Origin of the sequence: Cryptosporangium aurantiacum, from assembly GCF_900143005.1 — a bacterium.
GTDB lineage: Bacteria > Actinomycetota > Actinomycetes > Mycobacteriales > Cryptosporangiaceae > Cryptosporangium > Cryptosporangium aurantiacum.
In genome coordinates, this window is sequence record NZ_FRCS01000010.1 from 32,922 (window position 1) to 49,370 (window position 16,449).

The following is a 16,449-nucleotide window of genomic DNA, read 5'->3' on the forward strand; positions in this document are numbered from 1 at the left end:
GACGTGCCCACCGGCCAGGCCTAGCCTCGGATCAAACCGGCGAAAGGTGAGGTCAATGGCGACCGTTGCGCTGCTCGGCACGTTCGACACCAAGGGCGACGAGTACACGTGGCTCCGCGACCGGCTCCGCGAGTCCGGCGTCGACGTCCTGACGATCGACGTCGGCTCGTTCTCCACCAGCACGCTCGCGGACGTGCCCTCCGACGAGGTCCTGCGCGCTGCCGGCGCCGACCCCTCCGAACTGCGCGAACGGCGCGACCGCGGCGAGATGATGGCTGCGATGGGCGTCGGTGCCGCGCTCGTCGTCCGCCAGCTGTTCGACCAGGGCCGGGTGCACGGGTTACTCGCCGTGGGTGGCTCGGGTGGTTCGTCGGTGGCGGCGCCTGCGATGCAGGCGCTCCCGATCGGCGTCCCCAAACTGCTTGTTTCGACGATGGCCAGCGGCGACGTCCAGCCTTACGTCGGCGAGGTGGACGCCACGCTGATGTACTCCGTAGTCGACGTCGCCGGGATCAACTCGGTGTCCGAGGCAGTCCTCGGCAACGCCGCAGCCGGTATCGCCGGGATGGCGGCCGCCTACGAGCGGCGGGCACCGGCGGCTGACCGGAAGCCACTCGTCGGCCTGACGATGTTCGGCGTCACCACCCCGGCCGCGGACGAGGCACGCGAGCGGTTGACCGACCTCGGGTACGAGGTGCTGGTCTTCCACGCGACCGGTACCGGCGGACGAGCGATGGAGAAGCTCGTCGAGTCGCGGATGCTGGCCGGGGTCTGCGACCTGACGACTACCGAGTTGTGCGACGACCTAGTCGGCGGCGTGCTCAGCGCCGGCCCGCAGCGGTTGGAGGTCGCCGGACGCCTCGGCGTGCCGCAGGTGGTGAGCGTGGGCGCGCTCGACATGGTCAACTTCGGGCCGCGCGAGACGGTGCCGCAGCAATTCGGAGAACGGAACCTGTTCGTGCACAACCCCACCGTGACGCTGATGCGGACGACGCCGGCGGAGATGGCCGAGCTCGGACGCCGGATCGCGCGGAAGCTGGCGGCTGCTACCGGCCCGACCGCGCTGTTCCTTCCGCTTCGCGGCGTGAGCGCGATCGACGTCGACGGTGGGCCGTTCCGGGACGCTTCCGCGGACGCGGCGCTGTTCGACGCGCTGCGGTCCGGCCTGGCCGGATCGAAGGTCTCGGTGTTCGAGCTGGACGTGGCGATCAACGACGCCGGGTTCGGCGCCGCCGCAGCCGAAGCGCTGCACGCGTATATCAAGGGAGCATCGGCATGAGCAGGCAAGAGATTCTCGCGCGGTTCCGGGCTAACGTCGCGGCGGGCCGTCCGATCATCGGCGGCGGCGCCGGGACCGGAATCACCGCGAAGTCGGCCGAGGCTGGCGGGATCGACCTGCTGATCATCTACAACTCCGGCCGGTTCCGGATGGCCGGCCGCGGGTCGCTGTCGGGCCTGCTGCCCTACGGTGACGCGAACGCGATCGTGATGGAGATGGCGTCCGAGGTACTCCCGGTCGTTTCCCGGACGCCGGTGCTGGCCGGAGTGTGCGGCACCGATCCGTTCCGGGTGATGCCGTACTTCCTGCGCCAGGTTCGCGATATCGGGTTCGCCGGGGTCCAGAACTTTCCGACGGTCGGACTGATCGACGGGGTGTTCCGCGCGAACCTTGAAGAAACCGGGATGGGGTACGGGCACGAGGTCGACATGGTCCGGACCGCACACGAGATGGATTTGCTCACCGCGCCGTACGTGTTCGACGAGGAGCAGGCCGCCGACATGGCGCGAGCCGGAGCCGACATCCTGGTGCCGCACATGGGCCTGACGACGTCCGGGACGATCGGCGCGCACACTGCCTTGTCGCTGCCGGAGGCCGCGGCTCGGGTTCAGGCTTTGGCGGACGCCGCCCGGCGGGTCAATCCGGACATCCTGTGCCTGTGCCACGGTGGGCCGATCGCGGAGCCGGCGGATGCGCAGTACGTGTTGGCGCACACGGAAGGCGTCGTCGGTTTCTTCGGAGCGTCGTCGATCGAGCGCCTTCCCACGGAGGTGGGCATCCGAAAGCAGACCGAGAACTTCAAGGCGCTGACGTTCACGAAAGAAGCGGCACCCGCCGAATCCTGAGCCGATCTTCGCCGAGCACGACCACCGCGCCCTCGACGAGATCAGCCTCCGCGGCCGCGAGATTGGCGAGGATCAGAGCCGCTTGGTCCGCCGCGCGACGACCGACCAAGCGGCGAATGAGGAGAACGGACGGCGTTCGGGAACGCCGTAGTGCGAGTAATGAGCCGAAGTCGGTATCGGCCGAGACGAGCACTCGGCCTTCTGCCGCCGACCGTTCGAGTATGTCCGGTCGGACGCTGCCTGCATGCCGTACTCGCTGACGTGCGTCGCGTCGTGACCGGCCTCGGTGAGGCTCTTCGCGACGAGCGGCGAGATGTTGTTGTCCACCAGGAAGTTTACGCCGAGTGGCTCAGCGGGAGCTCCCTCTCTTGTACGGCCGCCGCAGCGAAGCGGAGCGCCTCTGCGACGTCATCGGGAGTGAGGTCAGGAAGCTCAGTGCGAATCTCGTCGGTGGTCATCCCGTCGGCGACCATGGCGACGACAGTCGCCACCGGAAGGCGCAGACCGCGGATGCACGGCTGGCCGTTCATGACCGCCGGGTCGACGGTGATCCGGTCGAACACCATGTGGCGGACTTCACTCCGCAAGTCGGTCAGCAACGGCACGTCTCGTCCGGTGGTCGTTCCGCCGCCGACGGGCATCCCCGTAGGCCATCTCATTCCAACGAGTGTACACCCGGTGGTGTGGGGTCAGGAACCGGATGGGGGGCGGATTTTGATGGGGGCGTTGAAGTCGTAGAACTCGGTCGTCGACGAGCCGTCGCGGGCGGTGACCGTGATGCGGCGGATCAGGTCGTCCGCCACCCAGACCTCGATCCGGGACACCGCCGACGGGTACTCCAACTCGAACCACGCGAGTTCTCCCGGCGACAGCGCGGCGAGCCTCTGCCGGGCGGTCGGCGTGAGCTCGATGCCGTATCGCCGCGCCTGCTGTCCACCGACGGTTTCGGTGCCCCTGCGGGTCACCTTCCCGTCGTTGAGGACCGCCAACAGAACGGCCTCGGCGGCGGGTCCGAACGGCGTGACGTATCCCGCCGGTATCCGCGAGGTACGAACCTCACCGTTGACGACCTCGTACAGCGTCGTGCCGAGAACGGTGGTTCGCTCGGTGCCGTTCGGGCCGTTCATCGTCACCGTGGCGTCGGTGCCGGAGAACTCGCCGGTGCCTCGTTCGGTCCCATCGTCGGACGTCCGGGTGAGGCGCGCGCGGAGCGAATCGACGTCACCGGTGGCGGTGGCGGCGCTCCGTACCTGCTCGGCTGCCGACGCGGGCTTCGACTGGTCCGGGCTGAACACGAAGCCGAGCGTCACCAGCACGGCGGCAACGGACGCTGCGGCGCCGATGATCCAGGCAGATCGATGCGAACGGTGAGCCTTCTCGGTGGTCATGGCCTTCTCCAGGATCGCTGAGTAGCGGGGCGATCCCGGCGCCGGCGGCGCGTCGCGACGGGCGGGGTCCAGACCGCGGAGCGCGAACAGTTCCTCGTCGGTCATCGTGCGGTCCTCCTGTTCCCTCGGGGATCGGCCGGTACTTGTCCGCTGCCGCCGACATCTCGCCGCGGAACGTCGTCCGGATCAAGCCGTTGCAGTTCTTGGGCGAGGCGAAGCCGCGCCTTGTGCAGGCGGGACGAGACGCGGGCCGCCGTGGTGTCCAGCAGGGTCGCGATGTCGCTGACGCTCAGCTCGTCCCAGGCTCGGAGCAGCAGCAACTCCCGGTCGGACTCGGACAGGGCAGCCAGGGCGTGCCAGACCGTCGGGTCGGTTTCGAGGGGTTCTGCTGCGGCGGCGGTGCTCACCGCACCGAGTCGCAGGGTCAAGCGGTTTCGTCGACGCTCGGTTCGGTGGTGGTTCGCGAGGACGTTGCGCGCGATGCCGAACAGCCAGAGGCGCGCGTCGGTGGTCGGTGCGTCCGCTAATCGACGCCAGGCGACGGCGAACGTCTCCGCGGTGACGTCGTCGGCCTCGGCGGACGACTCCACGCGACGCCGGGCGAACCGCCATACGTCGGCGAAGGTGTCGGCATACAGAGCACGGAATCGTGCCTCAGACATGGACGCTCCGGGAGCAGCGAGGGCAGTGCACCCTCGCACATGTCCGGCACCGGCGAGATCACGCCCGCCGTTGGGTCACTTTCGCGTAGGCCAGAGCCCCGAAGAAGAATCCGAATCCGAACCCCGCGACGACCTGCCCGGATTCGGGGACCCACAACGCTAACAACGCTCCTCCGGGGACTACCAGGAGGAACGCCACGACAACTCCGATAAGGGTCGCGCGCATCCAGTGTCGGTCGGACGGGTCGAAGAAGCCCGTGGCGTAAACGACTCCGATCGCCGTGGTGGGAACCTCGATGTCGAAGGCCGCTGACAACAAGGCGGCGACAACGCAGAGGAGGCTGGCCAGGACGACGGATCTGACCCACCGGCGTAACGCTTCCCCAACCGAGATCGCGCGTTGCCCTGCCGGATCGCTTCGCTGCCGTCTGGCGACTGAGGCTCCGCGCACGTACAAGAGTATTAGCGAACCACGATTTCCCCAGCAAGCTCGGGCGACCCCGCGACAGCAACCCTCGCACCGTGGGGTGTCCGGGGCTCGGCCCCGGAGCGAAATGGCGAAGAGGCCCTGGTCTGCGCGTTCCGCAGACACAGAGCCCCGACCTCTGAGCGGGTGACGGGAATCGAACCCGCACTGTCAGCTTGGGAATCGCACCAGTACCGCAAGACGCTCGGCGTTCGCGCTGGTGATCGTGGTCTGTAGTGGCCTGGTTGACCACTGGGTTCCCTCGGCTTCTGGCCCGTGGATGGCCCGCGCACGGACCCTCCTACCTGCATCCCGTCTGCCGTCGACCCACCCTCCGGGGAGCGGGGCGGCGTCGGGGTCGCCACCTGTCACCACATCGTGAAGGCATCCGATGGAGGCTGGCGACCCCGATGACGGTCTGCTCGGCTTGCCTGGGTCGACGGTAGGCGGGATGCCTCATCCCCGGAGCCTGAGTGCCCGGTTGTCGAAGTAGCGCGTGCCGCTACGGCGGCCAACTCGCCGACGGTGGCCGGCTCCCGCACGTCGCGTGCGACGCCGTGGCGGCGCGGCCGGTGACCGGCCGGAGGCCGCATGCTCCGGACGCGGTACGCCGACGGCGTCGCCAGACGCCCGCGTCGGCGCGCGCTGGCCGGCCGCAGGCCGGCCCTTGATCTAAAACAGCGCAATTCGGCAGAGCGGGGCATTTGTAAAGCGTTTGGAGGGAGAATGCCGGCACGGTGTACTTCGGTTGGGGATGTCGAGACTAGATCGCGCAACGCCAAGCCTTGGAAGGTGGATCAGTCCGATATAGACTTCACGGCCAAGGTAGGTTGCAGGTGAATCGCCATCGGGGACCCGAGGTTTCGGGAGTTGTATCGACATGCGAAGGATTTGGGGGGCTTATGGCTATCAAGATCGCTCTTTTCAATAACAAAGGCGGAGTGAGCAAAACGACGACCTGCTTTAATGTGGGTTGGATGCTGGCCGAGCGCGGTCACCGAGTAGTCATGGTGGACGCTGATCCGCAGTGCAATCTTACGGGCATGGTTCTTGACTTAAGCGGCGAAGATGCTCTCGAGGAATTCTATAAGCAGCAGCCGGGTCGCAATCTTAAAGAAGCGCTCGAACCGGCGTTCAAATCTCGTCCGGTGCCGCTGAAGGCTGTCGACTGCATTCCGGTGCCAGAGCGGGATGGACTGTTTCTAGTCCCAGGTCACGTGGCTCTGGCGGAGGACGAGACATCGTTGGGAATCGCCCAACAACTTTCGGAATCGCTGCAAGGGCTTAGGAACTTACCTGGAAGCTTCAGTCATCTATTCGATCTTACGGCAGAAGCCTACAATGCCGACTTCGTCCTGATTGACTTGAGCCCGGGGCTGGGGGCCGTAAATCAAAACCTCGTGGCAACGTCCGATGCATTTATCGTGCCATGCAGTCCGGACGTCTTCTCTGTAATGGCGGTAGATTCACTTTCTCGCGTGATTCCGCGTTGGATCGACTGGGCAAGGAGGGCCTCTCAGCTTGAAGTTTTGGCGAATGCTGACTATCCATTCCGTGCCCCCGATATCAAATTTCTTGGGCTGGTTGTCCAGCGATTTCGTCTGCGCGGAGGAAAGCCTACAAAGGCTTTCGCGGCATATTTCGAAAAGTTGGGTTCCGCAATCAACGGCGCTCTTGTCCCTGCGCTCAAGAAGAATGGCTTGATGCTACCCGACGAAGTCTATGAGTCGGCCGGAATGACCGACTATCTGCTTTCCGAGATTTCTGATTTTAATACTTTGATCGCCATTTCCCAACAACAACGCAAGCCAGTATTCACACTCACCCAAGAGGATATCGGGCGTTCGGGGAAGTTGTGGAGCACTCAGCAGGCCAGCATTGCGACCTTCCGTCAAACCTTCGAAGAGTTGGCTGATCGGATACTCTTGCTGGCCGCTGCCACAGCGCGCTGATTATGCTCAGGGAGCGAATCAAGCAGTTCGAGATCAATTTTCAGAGAGCTAAGGAACTCGTCGGTCTCGGAGAGTCGGTAGAACGCTTGACCTCCGGCGCACTGGACGCTACGGACATATACCGAGCTGCCCTAGTCCAAGCGGTCGCTGCTCTTGACACCTACATGCATGGGGTTCTACTCGACTACAGCGTCGAAATGCTGTGCGGATCGCGAGTGGGTGGGCCAACCACGAAAATTGGTCTGCCTATCGGGGTGGTAGCTGAACTCGTAGGGGCACGCGACAGTACTGAACTACAACTCGCTGCCGTCGCTCACGTCTCGCAACGGCTTGCCAAGGAAACATTCCAGCGAGCGGACAGCATCGCTCAAGGACTATCGTCTGTCGGCGTCGAAAAGGTCTGGTCGAAAGCCTTCGGTGCAGGGTCTGCCAAAGTGACCGAAGCGTTAGGCTTAGTTGTCTACCGGCGGAACCAGATCGTCCATGCCTGCGATATTGATCCGGCTGACTCGGCCCTGTTGCTTACCCTAAGTCCTAGCGATGCGCTAGCCGCAATTGAGACAATCGGTGTCGTGGTAAGGGGAATCCATAAGATTCTATGAAGTTCAAGGATTCCTATCCAAGAGGGATTCGCCTTGTTTAGGTGGCCAGAGGGCTTGGCCGAGATAGCCGATAGATTCGGTTAGTGCCGCGCTTCCTGCGTGACCGAGCGTGGCTATCTTGTCGGGCTTGTTCGCATAGCCAAGGGTAAGTATCTTTGCGGCTTGGCCAGCTTTGATGTCAGTGACGGAGTCGCCGACAAATATCGCCTCTGACGGATTCGCGTGTAGGGCGACCAATGCGCGATGTAGAAGGTGAGGCGAAGGCTTCATCTCGGCTAGTCGCTCATGATCGCGGCCCTCAACCCAAATCACAAGCCGGGCGATCCCGAGGCGATCAATGTAGGCGCGAATAGCTTCGGCACTGTTGTTGCTGACCATGGCGACTGGGCGACCGGTGGCTTGGCAGGCTTCGAGGAATTCGCGGGCACCGGGGGTGGGTTCGGCGGTGGCGACGGCGCGGACCTCGGCGTCGGTCAGTGCCTTGTCGACCAGGTGGGCTAGCTCGTCGTCAGTGTCGGCTGCCCATCGGAGGATCGCCAGCGGGTCGCCGGTGTCATGCAGCTCGGCGGGGAGGTCTACTCCGCGGCTGACGACCAGGTCTCGAAGGTCGGCGGCGATGCTCGCGGCGGGGAGGCCGGCGAAGACCTTGCAGACGGGTCCGTCGAAGTCGAGCAGGATGTAGCGGGCTTGGGAGAGCAGCGCGGTCAGCTTCCCGGAATCGTCAACCGCGTCGCTGGTCACGGCGTGCGGTCTCTAGCGACGGTGTTCCACATGCTGTCCAACCACAGGCGCGCCTGCTCTACGTACTGCGTGCCGATGCTGGTGTCGTCCTCGGTCACGGAGTGGTGGAACAAGGTGGCGTCCTTGCCCATGAGGTCGTACACGACGTGCTCCGTTCCCTTGATGGTCACGGTGTGCTCGGTGACGGGGTAGAAGCCGAAGAAGACCTCGTCCCCGTTCAGAATGTAGAGCTTGAACAGCGGCGCTGCCCTGTGGACGCGGACCTCGGCCTTCGCGTCTTGGACGAGTCCGAGTGATCCCAGCTCGTGCACGGCCTCGGTGATCGCGGACAGGCTGCGATTCGTGATGCCGGCGGCGCGCTCCCGGAACTCCGGGTCGTCCTCCAAGTCCTCGGCGCGGACGGGTAGTGCCCACGGCGTCGAGGTGTCCGGGACCAGTGCGCGGACGTGGATGGACTTCGGCGTGAGACGGCCGGCGCGGATCTTGTCCAGCGGCTCGGCCATGACGCCTGCCAGCGTCTCGCCTGAGAACCCGGCGAAGTCCACGGTGACGTGCTCGGCCTCGAAGGCGCGCTCGATGTGCGGACGCAAGCCGACCGGTCGTTCGGTGCGGGCACGGACGAAGACGCCGCTTCCCTGGCGGGACACGATCAGGCCCTCGTCGCGAAGAATCCGGATCGCCTGCTGCACGGTCATCCGTGCCACGCCGTAGTGCTTGGACAGCTCCGGACCGGACGGCAACTTCTCGCCGGGCTCGAAGTGCTTGGTGAGGATCTTTGCCCGCAGGTCAGAGGCCACCTGCTGATAGGGCGGACGGGGGTCGTCCGGGTCAAGGCTCATGCCCCCACCCTAAAGCCTGGCTAGACAACCTAGAAAGATCCCTTGCGAAACTCAACTTGGCTAGGCATGCTGGACAGGTTCCTAGCGCTGCCAAAGAGGCAGCGGGCGACCACAGGGAGTTCGCGTGATCAAGGGACGTATGCGAATCAGCATGGACACGGCCTTCGCAGCAGGGCTGTTCGCGATGGCCGTCGAGCCTGAGGTCGACTTCGAGCGGAAGCAGTCCGGAGCGGCAGACATCCAAAAGCGTGACAAGGAAACCGGCGAGCGCATGTGGGTCGTGCGCTGCGTCGACGGCGACGAAGACGCGCAGAAGCGCGGACAGGCCGAGCTCAAGGTCATCATCGTCGCCCCGGCTCAGCCGGTGCTCCCGGATGCCCTCGCGGGCACGCCGTTCCGGCCGGTCGAGTTCGAGGACCTGACGGTCTTCCCGTACGTGGACGGCTCCCGGTGCAAGGGCGGCAACCACCCGCAGTGCCGAGGACGGGTCGCCTACTCCTACCGCGCGACCGGGATGCGCTCCCCGGGCCGCGCTGCCCACGCCGCGCCGAGCAAGGCCGCGTGACGGCTGACCACCTGACCGGACGCGGCCCGGATCTTCCCCTTCGTCCGGGCCGCGCCCCCTTCCCTGGGAGACCTCGTGACTGATCAACGTTCGGCGCGGCGCTCGGCTACCCGGGACTGCGTCACCTGCCACGAAGCTCGCCCGGCCGGCGCTCTGGTGCGCGGCGAGTGCCCGGACTGCGCGGGCCTCGTGCCGCTACCGCTCCGCGACGCACGGGGCCGGTTCTTGCCCCGGAACGCCTGGGGTGGTGAGGCGGCATGACCGGCCCGGAACACCTCTACCGGCCCGATCTGATCACGCAGCGACCAGAGTGGCTGGTGCTGAACGGCGGCGTGCAGTCGGCGGTGTCGACATTCGTCACGCGACTGCGACCGCTGCCCGGTGCCTTCGACCCCGCCCGCCGCGATCCGATCGAACTCCGGTCGCGGTACCTGCTCAAGGTCGCCACCGATCGGGCCACCGCTGAACACCTCGAACGCCTCGCGGTGACCGCCGGTCGCTGGGCCATTCACTACGGCGCGACACCCGAACAGCTCGCGGTTGTCGATGGGACGACACCGGAGCAAGCGGCCGAGCGATACGCGATCCCGGAGAACTTCCGGGGTCAGGACTTCCTTCCCCAGCGGCCCGAGTGGGCCACCGAATCCGACGCTGCCTGTCCGGGAGGCGATCAAGCATGAAGGTGAACGGATACCGTGCTGACGATTTAGCTCGGGTTGGACTGATCACCCGAGAACGCTGGGTGATGCCGCTGTGGATGTCGATTCTCGGCGTCTGCTTCCGTGCTCTCGGCCGGTTCCTCGTCTGGCTCGTCCGGAGAGGGCTCATCACCGGTCCCGCGCTGGTGCTGCTCCTCGCCTACGGCAAGTGGGACTGGCCAGGGCCGGCGGCGCTGCTGACCGGTGCGGTGCTCTTCGTCATCGCCTGGTGGCTGGCGCATCCCGCCTCGTTCCGGCGGGTCGTGGGTGCGCGGTTACTCGGTCAGTGGCGGCTGATGGTCCGGTACCGGAGGCTGTGGCGTCCGGCCATGATCGGCGGTCAGCTCGCGGTCGTCCACGATGAGAAGCAGTACCTCCCGCTGATCCGTCGGGTTCGGTCGACCCGCTGGGCCGACGAGCTGCGGGTCCGCCTGCTCTACGGGCAGACACCGGAACGGTTCGCGCTGGTCGCGGAGAATCTGCGGCACGTCTTCGGCGCCTACCGCTGCACAGCCCGAGAGCTGAAGCCTGGCGTCGTGACGCTGCGGTTCTACCACCGCGATCCGCTCGAACAGCCGCTCGGACCGCTGCCGATCGTCGACGTGCCGGACCTGCGTCGGGTCGAGCTGGGCCGCACCGAGGACGCCGTGCCGTTCCTGCTCGCACTGCTCGGGACTCACGTGCTGGTGGCCGGCGCTTCGGGTGCGGGCAAGGGCTCGGTGCTCTGGTCGCTGATCCGGGCGCTGGCTCCGCTGGTGGCGCACGGATCGGTGGAGCTGTGGGTCATCGACCCCAAGGGCGGCATGGAGATGACGTTCGGCAAGCCGCTCTTCGCTCGCTACGAGGACACCGACGCCGAAGCGATGACGGAACTTCTCGAGGAAGCCGCCGACCGCATGCAGGCACGGACTCAGCGGCTCAAGGGCGTCACCCGTCAGCACACGCCGACGCCGGGCGATCCGCTGATCGTCGTCCTGGTCGACGAGCTCGCCGCGCTCACGGCGTACCTCTCGGACCGCAAGCTGCGCGATCGGATCAAGGCCGCGCTCTCGCTCCTACTGTCGCAGGGTCGGGCACCGGGGTTCCTGGTCGTCGCGGCAGTACAGGACCCGCGTAAAGACGTCGTGCCGTTCCGGGACCTCTTCCCGACCCGGATCGCACTGCGTCTCACCGAGGCCGAACAGGTCGACATGGTCCTCGGCGACGGAGCCCGCGACCGTGGCGCGCTCTGCGACCGCATCCCCCGAGCACTCCCGGGCGTCGCGTACGTCCGGCTCGACGACGACCCCGACCCGGTCCGCGTCCGGTTCGGCTACCCCGACGACGACGCGATCGCCGAGACCTGCCAGCTCTACGCCCCGCACTTCGGACCCCGCCCGATCCTCAACGACGAGCAGGAAGCGGCCTAACTCCTCATGTCCACCTTCTGGAGCGGTGCGCCGGGCGGCCATGACCCCCATGACGGCTACCGGCCCTTCGGACGGGTTCTCCCCGACCCGTCCGAAGCGCTCCAACCCTTCCTCAAGCCCGGATGGCTCACTCAGCGTTCGTCCGCGCGGCGCTGGATGGTCTACGGGCCACAACGCCAGACCGGCCCCTCCACTGACTCGGCGGTGTTGGCGGGGGAGCTGGTCTGGATCTCCGATCACCAATGGGGAGTCCAGCCGGTCGGCGAATCGCTGGCCTGGGGTCGCTCATTCACCACTGCCGTCGCTGCCCTTGATGCCCTCGTCGCCTGGTGGAACCACGGCGGCCCGGACTGCGAGCCGACGACGTGACCACCCCGCACTACTCCGACCCGATGCCCGCTTCCCGGGCATCGGCTGCCCCTTCGCGCTTCTCTGCCGGGAGAGGACCACCAATGAACGCTGCCCCAGACCCCGAACCAACCGCACCCCAGCGGGCCGACGACCGCCGGCTCTCCCGTGTCCAGCGGGCCAAGATGCCCCGCGCCGTCGACGTCCTGACCGAAGTCGCCGCGAACAACGGCGTCTGCACCAACCTCGTACCGATGCGCCGCACGGACACCGTGACCGGCCTGACCTCGATCATCGGCGTTCCGTGCGGCTCCACCCTCGCCAGCAAGTGCCCCGCCTGCTCCCTCCGCGCCAAGCGCCTCCGCATGCAGCAGTGCCGCGAAGGCTGGCACCTCGACGACGAACCCGACCTCACCCCGGATGAGGCGACCGACGACCAGGTCGACCTCGTCGAATGGCGGGCCGCGCTCGAAGACGCCCGCGCCGACGCCGACGAGGCCGGTGACCTCTCCGAGCGAGACGAGCTGGATGCCGCGATCGCGGACGTCTCCGAGCAGATGCTCAACGCCGGAATCCGCGGCTCCCTCCCGCACCCGGCCGACCCGGCCAAGCCCCGGCGAGTGCGGTCGACGAAGCGGCGTCAGGACGCCCCGAACCTGCCCTTCCGCAAGGTCGAGGACACCACGATCGGCCGCACGTTCCTCGGCAACGACGGCACCGTATTCCGACCGTCGACGTTCCTCACCCTGACTTGCGACACCTACGGGCGGGTCAAGGCGGACGGCACACCGGTCAACCCGAACACCTACGACTACCGGCGCGCTGCTCGGGATGCGATCCACTTCCCGCGCCTGGTCGATCGGTTCTGGCAGAACCTCCGTCGGGTCGTCGGCTACGACGTCCAGTACTTCGCTGCCGTCGAGCCACAGAAGCGGCTGGCTCCCCATCTGCACGCCGCTGTCCGGGGCACGTTCCCGCGCGCGCTGCTCAAGCAGGTCATCGCCGCGACCTACCACCAGGTCTGGTGACCGGCGCTCGACGAACTGCGCTTCGACCCGAACACCCCGGAGGCGTTCCCGGTCTGGGACACCGAGGCCGGCTACGTCGACCCGACGACCGGCGAAGTCCTCCCGACGTTCGACGACGCACTCGACGACCAGGACGACGACGCCGAACCGTTCCACGTCGTGCGCTTCGGTCCCGTCGCCGACATCCAGGGCGTCACCGCAGGCACGAAGTCGGCCAACACGTGCGTCGGGTACCTCACCAAGTACCTGACGAAGTCCGTGGCTGAGTGCCACGCCCCCGAGACCGACCAGCAGCGCGCGCACGTCGACCGGCTCGCCGCTGCCCTCCGGTATGAGCCGTGCTCGGAACGCTGTGCGAACTGGCTGCTCTACGGCATTCAGCCACGCAACGCGAAGGCGGGTCTGGTGCCGGGTCGGTGTTCCGGCAAAGCCCACCGTCGGGAAACGCTCGGCTTCGTCGGCCGGCGGGTGCTGGTCTCCCGCAAGTGGTCGGGCAAGACGCTCACCGATCACCGGGCCGATCGCAAAGCCCACGTGCTCCGCGTCCTCGGCGCTGTCGGCAAGCAGGTCGAGAACGCCGACGCCTACGTCTGGGAACGCGCCAAGCCCACCGACGAAGACTGCCCACCCGTCGCATCTCTGCTGATGCGAACCCTCACCGATCGACTCCGCTGGAGACAGGAGTACGCCACTGCCCAAGACGCCCTCGCCGATCTTTCGGCAACCGAACCCGCCGACCGCGCGGCCTGACGGGAGGCACTGATGACGGACAACTTGCTCACCATCGATGAGGCTGCGGCACGGATCAATATGAGCCCGCGCTACGTGCGTCGGCTGGTCGCCGAACGTCGCATCCCGTTCCACAAGCTCGGTCGGAGCGTCCGCATCGCCGAATCCGACCTGGTGCAACTCGTCGCAGCTGGGCGGGTTGAGCCGCTGACTGCTCCGGCTGCTTGGCACAACCTCCGGGCGGTGGCGTGATGACCGGACGTCGTCGTTTCGGCAGCATCCGTAAGCGTGACTCAGGGCGTTACCAGGTCCGTTATCCCGGTCCCGATGGGCAGACCCGGACGGCGCCGGAAACCTTCGCTCGGAAGAGCGACGCCGAGCGGTACCTGTCGCTGATCGAAGTGCAGATGATGCGGGGGGAGTGGGTCGACCCGGCCCGAGCGGAAGTGCGGCTCGGTGAGTACGCGGAACGCTGGATCGAGGAGCGACCGGGGTTACGTCCGCGCACGCGTGAGCTGTACTCCTGGCTCCTGGGCAAGCATGTCGCGCCGTACCTCGGCGGCGTCCCACTCGGGAAGCTCGATACGCCGCTCGTCCGCGAATGGCGGTCGACGCTGCTTCACAAGGGCGTCTCTCCAAGCATGGCGGCGAAGTCGTATCGCCTGCTGCGTGCTGTGCTGATGACGGCGGTCAAGGAAGACGGCATCCTCCGCGTCAATCCGTGCCGCATCCCGGGTGCCGACCAGGAGTCACCGGAGGAACGGCCGGTTCTCACACTCGCGCAGGTGTTCCAGCTCGCCGACGCGGTGCCGGGCCGCTACCGGGCCTTCATCCTCGTCAGCACATTCGGGTGTCTCCGCTGGGGTGAAGCGATCGCGCTCCAGCGGCAGGACATCGACCCTGTGCGCGGCACGGTTCGGGTGCGGCAAGCCTTCACCGAGCAGCGTGGAAAGGGCCTGGTGCTCGGTCCTCCGAAGTCGAGGGCCGGCCTTCGTACGGTCACGGTCCCGGCGTCGATTCTTCCGGCAGTGCGAGACCACCTGGTCGGCTCGGTCCCGGACGACCCGGATGCACTCGTCTTCACCGTGCCGAGTGGCCGGCCGATCTGGCGGGGCAATTTCAACAAGCTCGTCGGTTGGAAGGCGACGGTGACTGCGCTCGGCGTGCCGGGTCTGCACTTCCACGATCTGCGGCACACCGGCAACACGCTCGCCGCTCGGACCGGTGCGAGCCTCGCTGACCTCATGGCTCGGATGGGGCACGACAGCTCCGACGCCGCGATCGTCTACCAGCACGCGTCGGCCGAAGCGGACCGCAAGATCGCCGACGCGATCAACGCCGAGCTGAAGGCGGCGGCGAAAAAGGAGCGGAAGGCCCGGAAGAAGAAGCGGCCCGACGCCCCGGATGACGGTGCGGCCGGCGCATTGGTCCCGGCGAGCTAGTGGCCCGTGGATGGCCCGTGGCCCAACCGATGGCCCGCACGACAACGGCCCAGGTTCGGAGGAAACGTCCTCTGACCTGGGCCGCGTGCTGTTGAGCGGGTGACGGGAATCGAACCCGCACTGTCAGCTTGGGAAGCTGATGTTCTGCCATTGAACTACACCCGCAGCGCTGGCTACTTTAGCGCCTTCGCGCCGCCGCCGACGCGGCACCCCGAAGGATTCGGTTGCTCGAACGGACAATCTCGACTATCTCTTACGGTTGCAACGATGTAATCACTCGCGGCCGTCAACGGGGAGACGAGATGACCGTGTCAGCCCAGCGCTACTGGAGACGAGCCGAACTCCGGCGCGACGAGGAGGACGGCCAGCATCGCCCGGTCGGCTGGCTCGAGCTCTTCTTCGACCTGGTCTTCGTCGTCATCATCGGCGTGCTCGCCGAGGACCTGGCCCACGACCCGCACCACTTACCCGGCTTCATCCTCCAGTTCATGGCCCTGTTCTGGGTCTGGAACGCGTTCACCTACTACACCGAGCGCTTCGAGACCGACGGCCTGGAGAACCGCCTCTTCACGTTCCTGGCCATGGTCACGGTCGCCGGCCTCGCAGTGTGGGCACCGCACGGCCTCGACGACAACTATGTCGGGTTCGCCGGCTCGTACTTGGCCGCCCGTGGCCTGAACATCGCACTCTGGCTCCGCGCCGGTGTGCACGAGCGTGCGTTCCTGCCGATCGCGGTGCGGTTCGCTACGGGCTACGCGATCGCCGTCGTGTTGATCGTGGCGGGCGCGGTGACGGAGAACGTCGTGTTTTTCGGCGTCGCAGTCGTGGTCGAGATCATCACGCCGTCGTTCACCGCGAAACAGCAGGGTGCGCTGCCACCGCTGAGCCGCTCGAAGTGGCCGGAGCGCTTCGGATTGTTCACGATGATCGTGCTCGGCGAGATGATCATCGGGGTGATCCACGCGCTGTCCGACGCGGAGGAGAAGCACCTGGCGAGCGGCGTCCTCGGGCTCGCGATCGGCTTCGCGTTCTGGTGGCTGTACTACGACTTCATCGCCCGACGTCCGTCCCGGCAGCAGATCGTGGTCGCCCTGGGGTGGGTCTACTTGCACCTGCTCACGCTGCTCGCGATCACGGTCGCCGGTGCCATGGTGAGCTACGCGCTGGCCGGCCACGACGTTCCCGACCTGCTGTTCGGAAGCGTCGGAGCGGCGCTGGCGGCGCTCGGCGTCCTGGAGACGACGCTGGAGCGCGACGAGTCGGAGCCGACCCACCCGACGTTCAGCCCGGCACTGAAGATCGGCTTGGGTGGAGCACTCGCTGCGGTGGCGCTGCTGCCGGTGCACTGGTCACCGGCGGTGGCGCTGCTGGTCTGTCTGCTCGTGCTCGCGGTGCCGGCAGCGTACGGTGCCCGGGTGTGGTACCGGGCGTAGACGACCCCGCCGGTAGGGTGCGG

At 66.6% G+C, this 16,449-nt stretch carries 16 protein-coding genes, 1 tRNA gene and 2 pseudogenes; 11 read left to right on the top strand and 8 right to left on the bottom strand.

From position 1 onward, the window contains the following. Positions 1-55: 55 nt before the first annotated feature. Positions 56-1,279, top strand: coding sequence for a Tm-1-like ATP-binding domain-containing protein (locus tag BUB75_RS28710; protein ID WP_073261070.1), 1,224 nt, complete (start codon positions 56-58; stop codon positions 1,277-1,279). Further along, a complete protein-coding gene (locus BUB75_RS28715; RefSeq protein ID WP_073261072.1) occupies positions 1,276-2,124 on the top strand; it encodes a phosphoenolpyruvate hydrolase family protein in 849 nt (282 codons plus the stop codon). Before BUB75_RS28710 ends, BUB75_RS28715 begins: the two co-directional genes overlap by 4 nt. Here BUB75_RS28715 and BUB75_RS28720 read toward each other — a convergent pair. The 5 genes and pseudogenes from BUB75_RS28720 to BUB75_RS28740 all read right to left on the bottom strand — a co-directional run bounded on the left by BUB75_RS28720 (position 2,093) and on the right by BUB75_RS28740 (position 4,625). Continuing rightward, positions 2,093-2,451 (bottom strand): annotated as a pseudogene (locus tag BUB75_RS28720) (DUF5615 family PIN-like protein). The gene BUB75_RS28715 and the pseudogene BUB75_RS28720 sit on opposite strands and share 32 nt — an antisense overlap. 8 nt (positions 2,452-2,459) lie before the next feature. Continuing rightward, on the bottom strand, positions 2,460-2,690 hold the full coding sequence (locus BUB75_RS28725) for a DUF433 domain-containing protein (protein WP_073261581.1): 231 nt from the start codon (positions 2,688-2,690) through the stop codon (positions 2,460-2,462). Positions 2,691-2,813: 123 nt separating this feature from the next. Continuing rightward, entirely contained in the window at positions 2,814-3,617 is an 804-nt protein-coding gene (locus BUB75_RS28730) for a LolA-like protein (protein WP_073261074.1), read from the bottom strand. Then, a complete protein-coding gene (locus BUB75_RS28735; protein WP_073261076.1) occupies positions 3,614-4,174 on the bottom strand; it encodes an RNA polymerase sigma factor in 561 nt (186 codons plus the stop codon). Before BUB75_RS28735 ends, BUB75_RS28730 begins: the two co-directional genes overlap by 4 nt. 58 nt (positions 4,175-4,232) lie before the next feature. Then, complete coding sequence (locus BUB75_RS28740; RefSeq protein ID WP_143175458.1) at positions 4,233-4,625, bottom strand: hypothetical protein; 393 nt, start codon at positions 4,623-4,625, stop codon at positions 4,233-4,235. Positions 4,626-5,542: 917 nt separating this feature from the next. Here BUB75_RS28740 and BUB75_RS28745 point away from each other — a divergent pair. Continuing rightward, positions 5,543-6,592, top strand: a complete 1,050-nt coding sequence (locus BUB75_RS28745; protein ID WP_073261080.1) for a ParA family protein — start codon at positions 5,543-5,545, stop codon at positions 6,590-6,592. Positions 6,593-7,197: 605 nt separating this feature from the next. On the opposite strand, the gene BUB75_RS28750 is transcribed toward BUB75_RS28745, so the two are convergent. Further along, on the bottom strand, positions 7,198-7,935 hold the full coding sequence (locus BUB75_RS28750) for an HAD family hydrolase (RefSeq protein WP_084741845.1): 738 nt from the start codon (positions 7,933-7,935) through the stop codon (positions 7,198-7,200). Beyond that, complete coding sequence (locus BUB75_RS28755; RefSeq protein ID WP_073261082.1) at positions 7,932-8,774, bottom strand: GntR family transcriptional regulator; 843 nt, start codon at positions 8,772-8,774, stop codon at positions 7,932-7,934. Before BUB75_RS28755 ends, BUB75_RS28750 begins: the two co-directional genes overlap by 4 nt. Positions 8,775-8,925: 151 nt before the next feature. On the opposite strand from BUB75_RS28755, the gene BUB75_RS28760 reads away from it, so the two are divergent. The 7 genes and pseudogenes from BUB75_RS28760 (at position 8,926) to BUB75_RS28790 (ending at position 14,993) form a co-directional block, all read left to right on the top strand. After that, positions 8,926-9,339 (top strand): hypothetical protein, encoded by a 414-nt coding sequence (locus BUB75_RS28760; protein ID WP_218617824.1) that lies wholly within the window; start codon positions 8,926-8,928, stop codon positions 9,337-9,339. 257 nt (positions 9,340-9,596) lie between these two features. Beyond that, entirely contained in the window at positions 9,597-10,019 is a 423-nt protein-coding gene (locus tag BUB75_RS28765) for a hypothetical protein (protein ID WP_073261086.1), read from the top strand. 65 nt (positions 10,020-10,084) lie between these two features. After that, on the top strand, positions 10,085-11,446 hold the full coding sequence (locus BUB75_RS28770) for an FtsK/SpoIIIE domain-containing protein (RefSeq protein WP_073261088.1): 1,362 nt from the start codon (positions 10,085-10,087) through the stop codon (positions 11,444-11,446). 6 nt (positions 11,447-11,452) lie between these two features. Next, positions 11,453-11,815: a hypothetical protein gene (locus BUB75_RS28775; protein ID WP_073261090.1), complete on the top strand. Its 363-nt coding sequence runs from the start codon at positions 11,453-11,455 to the stop codon at positions 11,813-11,815. A 164-nt stretch (positions 11,816-11,979) separates the two neighbouring features. Next, positions 11,980-13,572: pseudogene (locus BUB75_RS48565) on the top strand (replication initiator). 12 nt (positions 13,573-13,584) lie between these two features. Then, positions 13,585-13,803 (top strand): helix-turn-helix domain-containing protein, encoded by a 219-nt coding sequence (locus BUB75_RS28785; protein WP_073261092.1) that lies wholly within the window; start codon positions 13,585-13,587, stop codon positions 13,801-13,803. After that, on the top strand, positions 13,803-14,993 hold the full coding sequence (locus BUB75_RS28790; protein ID WP_073261094.1) for a tyrosine-type recombinase/integrase: 1,191 nt from the start codon (positions 13,803-13,805) through the stop codon (positions 14,991-14,993). The genes BUB75_RS28785 and BUB75_RS28790 overlap by 1 nt, the downstream gene beginning before the upstream one ends. A 94-nt stretch (positions 14,994-15,087) precedes the next feature. Here the strand turns inward: BUB75_RS28790 and BUB75_RS28795 are convergent. Beyond that, a tRNA-Gly gene (locus BUB75_RS28795) sits at positions 15,088-15,158 on the bottom strand. A gap of 137 nt (positions 15,159-15,295) precedes the next feature. Between BUB75_RS28795 and BUB75_RS28800 the strand changes: the two genes are divergently transcribed. Beyond that, on the top strand, positions 15,296-16,426 hold the full coding sequence (locus BUB75_RS28800) for a low temperature requirement protein A (protein WP_073261096.1): 1,131 nt from the start codon (positions 15,296-15,298) through the stop codon (positions 16,424-16,426). Positions 16,427-16,449: the final 23 nt, after the last annotated feature.

Bases quoted from the DNA above. Each gene is read 5' to 3' on its own strand.
- BUB75_RS28770 (WP_073261088.1), top strand. From the start codon at position 10,085: ATGCCGCTGTGGATGTCGATTCTCGGCGTCTGCTTCCGTGCTCTCGGC.
- BUB75_RS28715 (WP_073261072.1), top strand. From the start codon at position 1,276: ATGAGCAGGCAAGAGATTCTCGCGCGGTTCCGGGCTAACGTCGCGGCG.
- BUB75_RS28760 (WP_218617824.1), top strand. From the start codon at position 8,926: ATGGACACGGCCTTCGCAGCAGGGCTGTTCGCGATGGCCGTCGAGCCT.
- BUB75_RS28785 (WP_073261092.1), top strand. From the start codon at position 13,585: ATGACGGACAACTTGCTCACCATCGATGAGGCTGCGGCACGGATCAAT.
- BUB75_RS28765 (WP_073261086.1), top strand. From the start codon at position 9,597: ATGACCGGCCCGGAACACCTCTACCGGCCCGATCTGATCACGCAGCGA.
- BUB75_RS28730 (WP_073261074.1), bottom strand. From the start codon at position 3,617: ATGACCGACGAGGAACTGTTCGCGCTCCGCGGTCTGGACCCCGCCCGT.
- BUB75_RS28790 (WP_073261094.1), top strand. From the start codon at position 13,803: ATGACCGGACGTCGTCGTTTCGGCAGCATCCGTAAGCGTGACTCAGGG.
- BUB75_RS28755 (WP_073261082.1), bottom strand. From the start codon at position 8,774: ATGAGCCTTGACCCGGACGACCCCCGTCCGCCCTATCAGCAGGTGGCC.
- BUB75_RS28735 (WP_073261076.1), bottom strand. From the start codon at position 4,174: ATGTCTGAGGCACGATTCCGTGCTCTGTATGCCGACACCTTCGCCGAC.
- BUB75_RS28710 (WP_073261070.1), top strand. From the start codon at position 56: ATGGCGACCGTTGCGCTGCTCGGCACGTTCGACACCAAGGGCGACGAG.
- BUB75_RS28745 (WP_073261080.1), top strand. From the start codon at position 5,543: ATGGCTATCAAGATCGCTCTTTTCAATAACAAAGGCGGAGTGAGCAAA.
- BUB75_RS28800 (WP_073261096.1), top strand. From the start codon at position 15,296: ATGACCGTGTCAGCCCAGCGCTACTGGAGACGAGCCGAACTCCGGCGC.
- BUB75_RS28775 (WP_073261090.1), top strand. From the start codon at position 11,453: ATGTCCACCTTCTGGAGCGGTGCGCCGGGCGGCCATGACCCCCATGAC.
- BUB75_RS28725 (WP_073261581.1), bottom strand. From the start codon at position 2,690: ATGGTGTTCGACCGGATCACCGTCGACCCGGCGGTCATGAACGGCCAG.